At 42.8% G+C, this 6,315-nt stretch carries 7 protein-coding genes; 4 read left to right on the plus strand and 3 right to left on the minus strand.

Features of this window, described 5'->3' with window-relative positions; genetic code table 11:
• The first annotated feature begins 226 nt into the window (after window positions 1-226).
• Window positions 227-1,687, plus strand: a complete 1,461-nt coding sequence (locus AB4405_RS08370) for a DUF3131 domain-containing protein (RefSeq protein ID WP_372060406.1) — start codon at window positions 227-229, stop codon at window positions 1,685-1,687.
• 153 nt (window positions 1,688-1,840) lie between these two features.
• Here AB4405_RS08370 and AB4405_RS08375 read toward each other — a convergent pair whose 3' ends face one another.
• Window positions 1,841-2,185: a RidA family protein gene (locus tag AB4405_RS08375; RefSeq protein ID WP_102470582.1), complete on the minus strand. Its 345-nt coding sequence runs from the start codon at window positions 2,183-2,185 to the stop codon at window positions 1,841-1,843.
• 260 nt (window positions 2,186-2,445) lie between these two features.
• Here AB4405_RS08375 and AB4405_RS08380 point away from each other — a divergent pair, with 260 nt between their 5' ends.
• The gene (locus tag AB4405_RS08380) at window positions 2,446-3,375 is read left to right on the plus strand and encodes a 2-dehydropantoate 2-reductase (protein ID WP_372060407.1); all 930 of its coding nucleotides are present in this window, start codon (window positions 2,446-2,448) and stop codon (window positions 3,373-3,375) included.
• Window positions 3,376-3,443: 68 nt separating this feature from the next.
• On the opposite strand, the gene AB4405_RS08385 is transcribed toward AB4405_RS08380, so the two are convergent.
• Window positions 3,444-4,214, minus strand: coding sequence for a bifunctional 2-polyprenyl-6-hydroxyphenol methylase/3-demethylubiquinol 3-O-methyltransferase UbiG (locus tag AB4405_RS08385; RefSeq protein WP_102470580.1), 771 nt, complete (start codon window positions 4,212-4,214; stop codon window positions 3,444-3,446).
• 171 nt (window positions 4,215-4,385) lie between these two features.
• On the opposite strand from AB4405_RS08385, the gene AB4405_RS08390 reads away from it, so the two are divergent.
• Entirely contained in the window at window positions 4,386-4,616 is a 231-nt protein-coding gene (locus AB4405_RS08390) for a glutaredoxin family protein (RefSeq protein WP_372060408.1), read from the plus strand.
• A 227-nt stretch (window positions 4,617-4,843) separates the two neighbouring features.
• A complete protein-coding gene (locus tag AB4405_RS08395; RefSeq protein ID WP_372060409.1) occupies window positions 4,844-5,176 on the plus strand; it encodes a multidrug efflux SMR transporter in 333 nt (110 codons plus the stop codon).
• 68 nt (window positions 5,177-5,244) lie between these two features.
• Here AB4405_RS08395 and AB4405_RS08400 read toward each other — a convergent pair whose 3' ends face one another.
• Window positions 5,245-6,123, minus strand: a complete 879-nt coding sequence (locus AB4405_RS08400; RefSeq protein ID WP_372060410.1) for a LysR family transcriptional regulator — start codon at window positions 6,121-6,123, stop codon at window positions 5,245-5,247.
• Between the last annotated feature and the right edge of the window lie 192 nt (window positions 6,124-6,315).

Here is a 6,315-nt window from a genome sequence, read left to right on the forward strand (position 1 = left end):
CACCTGTTGGTTTAGCCCTGCCTATCCGTTGACTCAATACAGTCCATTGACGACGTTATGATATCAATTCAACCCAAATAAAGACAGTAGCAATGTTTAAAAAATAACCAATTATTATAAGTGGCGAGTGTTCAGTTTTGAGACATTAAAGAACTAACAAATTCGAAATTGATAACTTTTGTATTATCATTAAGTTATCTTACAGATCGACTTCAAGGTTATTTCATTGTCATTACGATTATTGCAGGGGCTCGCTATCATTCTTGTATCGATAGCGCCCGCAGTTGCCGATATTGAAGAACCTAAATCGCCAAGTTTTTATGGCGGGCGCTCAATCGCGCCTGAGCAAACGGCTTCCGGGACAGCGCTACCCAAGAGCCTGGACATTGATTTTCAAAGGCGTGCGATCTCTCCTCCTATCGCCGCTACGTCACTCCCTAATGAAGACAATCATCACGCAGATGAATTGCTAACTGTTTTTACACCAGATATTCAACGCCTGACAAGAAACGACCGATTGCTCGCGCACAAAGCACAATACTATTTTGAAAAAAATTATCATGATAAAACGGGAATGTGGGACTCCGTTCAAGGTTACCATCACGCCACCATGTGGGATGTGGCAAGTGGATTAGCCGCCACGCTTGCCCTTCATGCCCTAGGGTTTGAAACCACCGAGGTGACACGTGATAGGCTCACTGTCACCTTAACAACGCTTGCTGATTTCCCTTTGTATAATGACAAACTGCCTAATAGGGAATACAACACTAAGACGGGGTTGCCGGCAGGCAGTTACAGCACGACTAAGAGTAACGGCAATGGCTGGTCAGCGCTGGATATTGGACGACTTCTCATCTGGCTCAACATCACACAGGCTTCATTTCCCGATCTCACTCCAATCATTAATACCATCACCTCACGGTGGGCACTCTCTGCTGCAATCAAAGATGAAACCTTGTATGGCACTAAGCTTTACAAAGGAAAAGAGTATTTCAGACAAGAGGGACGGTTGGGGTACTTGCAATACGCCGCTCAAGGGTTTTCTCTCTACGGGTTCAACCTAACTGATAGTTTCAGTAACACCACGACAACTAACATTGATGTAGATGGATCGCGACTGCATATCGATATTCGCAATGTGCCTTATTTTACTAGTGACCCCTACGTATTATTGGCCTTAGAAATTGGTAATCCGTCAGTGTGGTGGAATCAGCTTGATACCCTTTATCAGCTGCAAAAGAGACATTCTGAACAAACGGGAAAACTTCATGTCTACGCCGAAGATGCGATGAGTAAAAGCCCATGGTTTGCCTACAACAACATTTATTACTATGGCACCAGTTGGTTGAGTGTCAGCCCTGGAGGGAAACCTATCGAAACGCCTCAGACGTTTAGTAACAAAGTAGGATTTGGATTTAGTGTGCTATTTGATGATGCTTTTAGCCAACAGCTCAATGATGAGGTATTGCGAACCAGTCTGACTTCTCGGAGTATTCCAACGGGTGTTTATTCCGACAATGGCACCAATAATGCTTTCAACATCAATACCAACTCGCTAGTACTCGTCTCATTGTGGTACAAGTCCTTGGGAAGTATTCCAATCTTAGAGGCGGTACTACAACGAACGCTACAATGGGAAAACCAAGTCTCTGAGGATACCGCGCTACAACACGAATCAATTGAGTGATTCGACGCACGTAATTTCTGAGTCCAAAGCAAGTTTGAAATAGAATCTACTGTTTAAGTACAAGCAGGGAACTTCTCACTCATGGTAAGTAAAAAGTTACCCGCAACGATAACCTTATTTATTACCGTCTTTATTGAATGTCACGCTTGTCAGTTACACCGCGGCAACGACTGAGATTTCAACCAGTAACTCTTCTCGAGCCATACTGGCTTCAACACAAGCTCTGGCGGGAGCATGACCTTCCGGTACCCATGCATCCCAAACGTCGTTCATTGCTTGGAAATCAGCCATCGTTTTAACGTAAATGGTCGCTGATAATAGTTTTTCACGACTAGACCCTACACTTTCTAACAAGTCATCTACTTTTTCCAACATGGTTGTGGTCTGGTGCGTGATGTCTTTTGTTGAGTCTTTAGCTACCTGGCCGCAAAAATAGACGGTCCCATTATGAATGACTGCTCGGCTCATGCGTTGCTTTGTCTCTTTTCTTTCAATCATTTTATTATCCTGCTATCTCATCAACGGCTCGGCTTAGCCGCATTTATTTTGCCGAATAATACGGTGGATTCCCGCTGCTCATCAATGAATTATTTCAAAAACCGAGACCACACGCTAAGTATCAATTTCAAGCTCACTCATTAAGCAATAAATCGTTGGTATCATGATGAAATAATGATCAAAAAAATCACGACTATAGGTTTATTCGGTAGTCAGTTCATGTACATTACATCTATCACATGTCACAGGGATAGTAAGGTATGACGAAGAAAGTAATGGCGATTATAGGGACGGGGGCGATTGGAGGTTACTACGGTGCTAGGTTGCATCATGGTGGGCACGATGTCCATTTCCTGTTTAACTCCGATTATTCGCATGTTTGTGAAAATGGGCTAGTCGTCGATTCTCATTACGGTGATTTCTCCATCCCACGGGATGCCCTACAAGCCTATCAATCTAGCCATGACATGCCGAAAGCCGACGTTATCTTCGTCTCTATTAAAACCACTCAAAATCATCTGTTATCTTCTTTAGTCTCTCCCATCACAAAGCCCGACTCTCTCATTGTATTGTTACAAAATGGCATTGGCGCAGAGGAAGAGCTATCGCAACAAATCAAAACGCCACTCATTGCGGGCGGTTTGTGCTTCATCTGTTCGAACAAAATAGGTCCTGGTCACATCGATCACATCGATTATGGCCGCCTTACGCTCGGCGGACTTAACGATCAGAGCCTACCTCTGGTACAAGACATTGCAGATGATCTTAAAAACAGTGGTGTCGAGACCGATGTAGAAAATTCAATTCTAACGGCTCGCTGGAAAAAGTTACTTTGGAATGTACCTTTTAATGGCTTATCCGCGGTGTTAAGTGCTGATACAGAACAGATAATGCGATGCCAGGAGCTTGTAGCGTTAGCAAAAACGATCATGATCGAAGTAAAGAATGTTGCAAAGACAACGGGGACCGAACTCCCTATGACACTCATCGATACCATGCTCACCAACACCGCGACGATGAAGCCGTATCAAACGAGCATGTTATTAGATCTAAAGCATCAACGGGCACTTGAGTTGCAATACATGTATAAAAACGTTCTAGATATTGCGCAACAAAATAGGGTTGAAATGCCAAAAACAGAGACGTTATACCAACAACTTTGCTTTATCGATCCTAGCTATTCAGGCTAATGAACAATTAAAAAGTACCATTGAGGAAAGGCGAGAACAACTCGCCTTTTTTTGTTAACGATATAACGTTATTTTTTGTAGCCTTTTATTGAGTATAGTAATGGCACGTTCTTACCTTTGTGAAGCATTTGATAGCCTTCACCTTTTACCTCAATGAGATCTTCGAAGCAGCAATAAGGACTGTATGGGTGCTCGTGGAAACTGTCGATGGAAATCCCAACCTCTCTTAGCGCAGTAATCACCTCGCTGATAGGATGCGACCATTGGGCTGTCATCGATTTGTGATCAACTCCATTTTCCGTATAAGTACCCCCCTCTTCAATGTCTGGTGCTTGATGAGCGAAATAACTGTAGCCCGATAATAGGTCAATCATTGGATGAAATTCTATCAGGTTGAATTGCCCACCTGATTTTAGCGAGTTCGAGATCGTCGTCGCCCATAATTTTAAATCAGGCAACCACCCCAAGACCCCGTATGAAGTAAACACAATATCAAAAAGCTTGCTATTTTCTCGACCAAATTGACAAACATCGGCATTAATGAATTCGGCATCAATACCCATTTCTTCCGCTAAATAACGCGCCTTTTCAATCGCTTTGGTCGATAAATCAACGCCGGTAACCTTGGCCCCTTTACGCGCCCAAGACAGTGAATCTTGACCAAAGTGACACTGTAAATGTAGCAACGACTTTCCCGCCACATCACCGACTTCTTCCAGCTCAATTGGGTTGAGTGACGACTTCCCCCGAATAAACGTATTAACATCATAAAAATTCGATTCAAAATGCAACGTAGTACGCTGATCCCACGCTTTTTGGTTCATCGCTAAATAATCCATACCTCTCCCTTTGTTAAACCTTGGTCGTGAAAAAAAACAAGGTCGTCAAATTTCACACTGTGGACCTTGCGCCTCTTCAGTTGTCCAATCGCCTGAGAGCCACAAAGCCAGTGGCAATCATCGAAAAATATCGATAAAATGCTGCCGTTATCCTTAATTTAAAGTAGCCCAATGAAACGTATAGTGCTCTACATCGCCGATAAATGCCCCCATTGTAAAGATGCTCAACGATATTTGGACAGTAAGGGCATTAAGTACAGGCTAACAAACTCTAAAATGCAAAGAGGCAGAAAAGAACTGCAAGCCATGGGTGCACGCTCGGTACCAGTCCTTAAAATTGGCGATCAAGTCATGATTGGCTGGAATCAAAAAAACTTCGACAAGATGTACAATTCCAACTAACTCGGTGAGCTATCCAGAGCTCGCCATTTTTCGCCAACTGTTCCCCTTCCATCATAAAAGCACATTAATTCAATAGCTTAGAATTATTTCTTAATAGTAATAATAAATTACACATTTTTCTCTACTAAAATTATACGATTTATTTATACTGCCGCTCCTCAGGATACGAGTCGTTTCGTATCCACCTATGCGGCCGTATTCCCATTATGTACCAAGCTCTTATTTCAATGCCCCCTGCAATTGCACTTAGCATTGCTATCGTCATTGAGGTCATCGCGACCTCTTTCATCCCAAAGACTGAACAGTTTACTAAGCTGTCACCCAGTGTTGTCGTCATTATTGGTTATGGCATCGCATTCTTTTTACTGTCTGTTACGGCAAAAAGTATGCCGCTAGGCGTTGTATATGCCATATGGAGTGGCTCTGGTATTGTGTTAATCGCAACGGTGAGCTACTTCCTTTACGATCAGAAACTGGACGTACCCGCATTAGTCGGTATCGCCTTTATTGTGTGTGGTGTTCTGATTGTCAATTTGCTCTCAAAATCGGTTGGGCATTAAACCCAAATCAATGGTCAGCCACGATAAATGTCGAGTCGCTGCGTTTATGCGTCAAATTAAAGATAATCTTATGCATGCTTTTTGTGTGTTTTGATGTACTCAATAAAAGCTCTATCCGCTCGTGATAAATACCCATCTTTGCGCCATGCTAATGCTAAATCAACAAAGACAGGGGGATCAAAGGAGATACCCCTCGTTTTTGGTTCATGCTCGGTGACCAGCTCTAATAACGCGGTAATGGCAAAGTCTTGTTTTACGATACTGAGTATCATGGGTAGTAAATTCGTCTCGTATGAAAATTGTGCTTCGATCCCTAAACGCTGACATTCCTCGTCGATAAAATCTCGATGAAAATAACCGGGTTTAAACATTACCAGTTCTTCTTGGAAAAAAGTGTCGAATGTTAAAGAGCTACGGTCAGCAAGGGCATGGTGCTCACTCACAACCGCAACCATTTCCGAACGATAGATAGGGTCAACCTCAAGGTCATCGGGCACATCGGTATTACGGATCACGCCTAGGTCAATCTCGCCGGATAACAGCATTCTCCGAATATCCTGGGTCCCAGCCTCTACCACTGTCATTTTTAAATTTGGGTAAGAGGACTTAAATGCCATAACTATTTTCGGAAAGAAGTAACTCCCCATCATGCTTGGTGTCCCTAAGCGTACCTCACCTTTTAGCAGCCCCTTTAGCTCGTCCATCGCCAATGTGGCATCATTCACTTGTTGGATTATTTTTCTAGCATGAGGTACGAGTGCACGCCCCTCTTGAGTCAGCATGACTTGTTTATCAATACGTGAAAAAAGCTGAACACCCAATTGCTGTTCAAATTTTTTAATCGAAATGCTCAGAGCTGGCTGAGCAATATTGATCCGCTTTGCTGCTCGGGTGAAATTTTGCAGCTCAGCAACAGCAATGAAATGTTTGAGTTGTCGTATGTCCATATAAACAAAATATATCAAAACTATAGTATTAATATATTTCATATATCCACAAACAAATGCTAATTTCATCACAATACGGTTTATTAACGGATCTGCTCTTTGAGAATACGGCTCATTGGGAATAAGCCGTACTTAGTAAAAGGCCGTTGGTGTTAACGGACACCATCTCAAAACAAACAGCATTATCTGGAC

It is taken from the genome of Vibrio sp. 10N.261.51.F12, assembly GCF_041471725.1.
Taxonomy (GTDB): domain Bacteria; phylum Pseudomonadota; class Gammaproteobacteria; order Enterobacterales; family Vibrionaceae; genus Vibrio.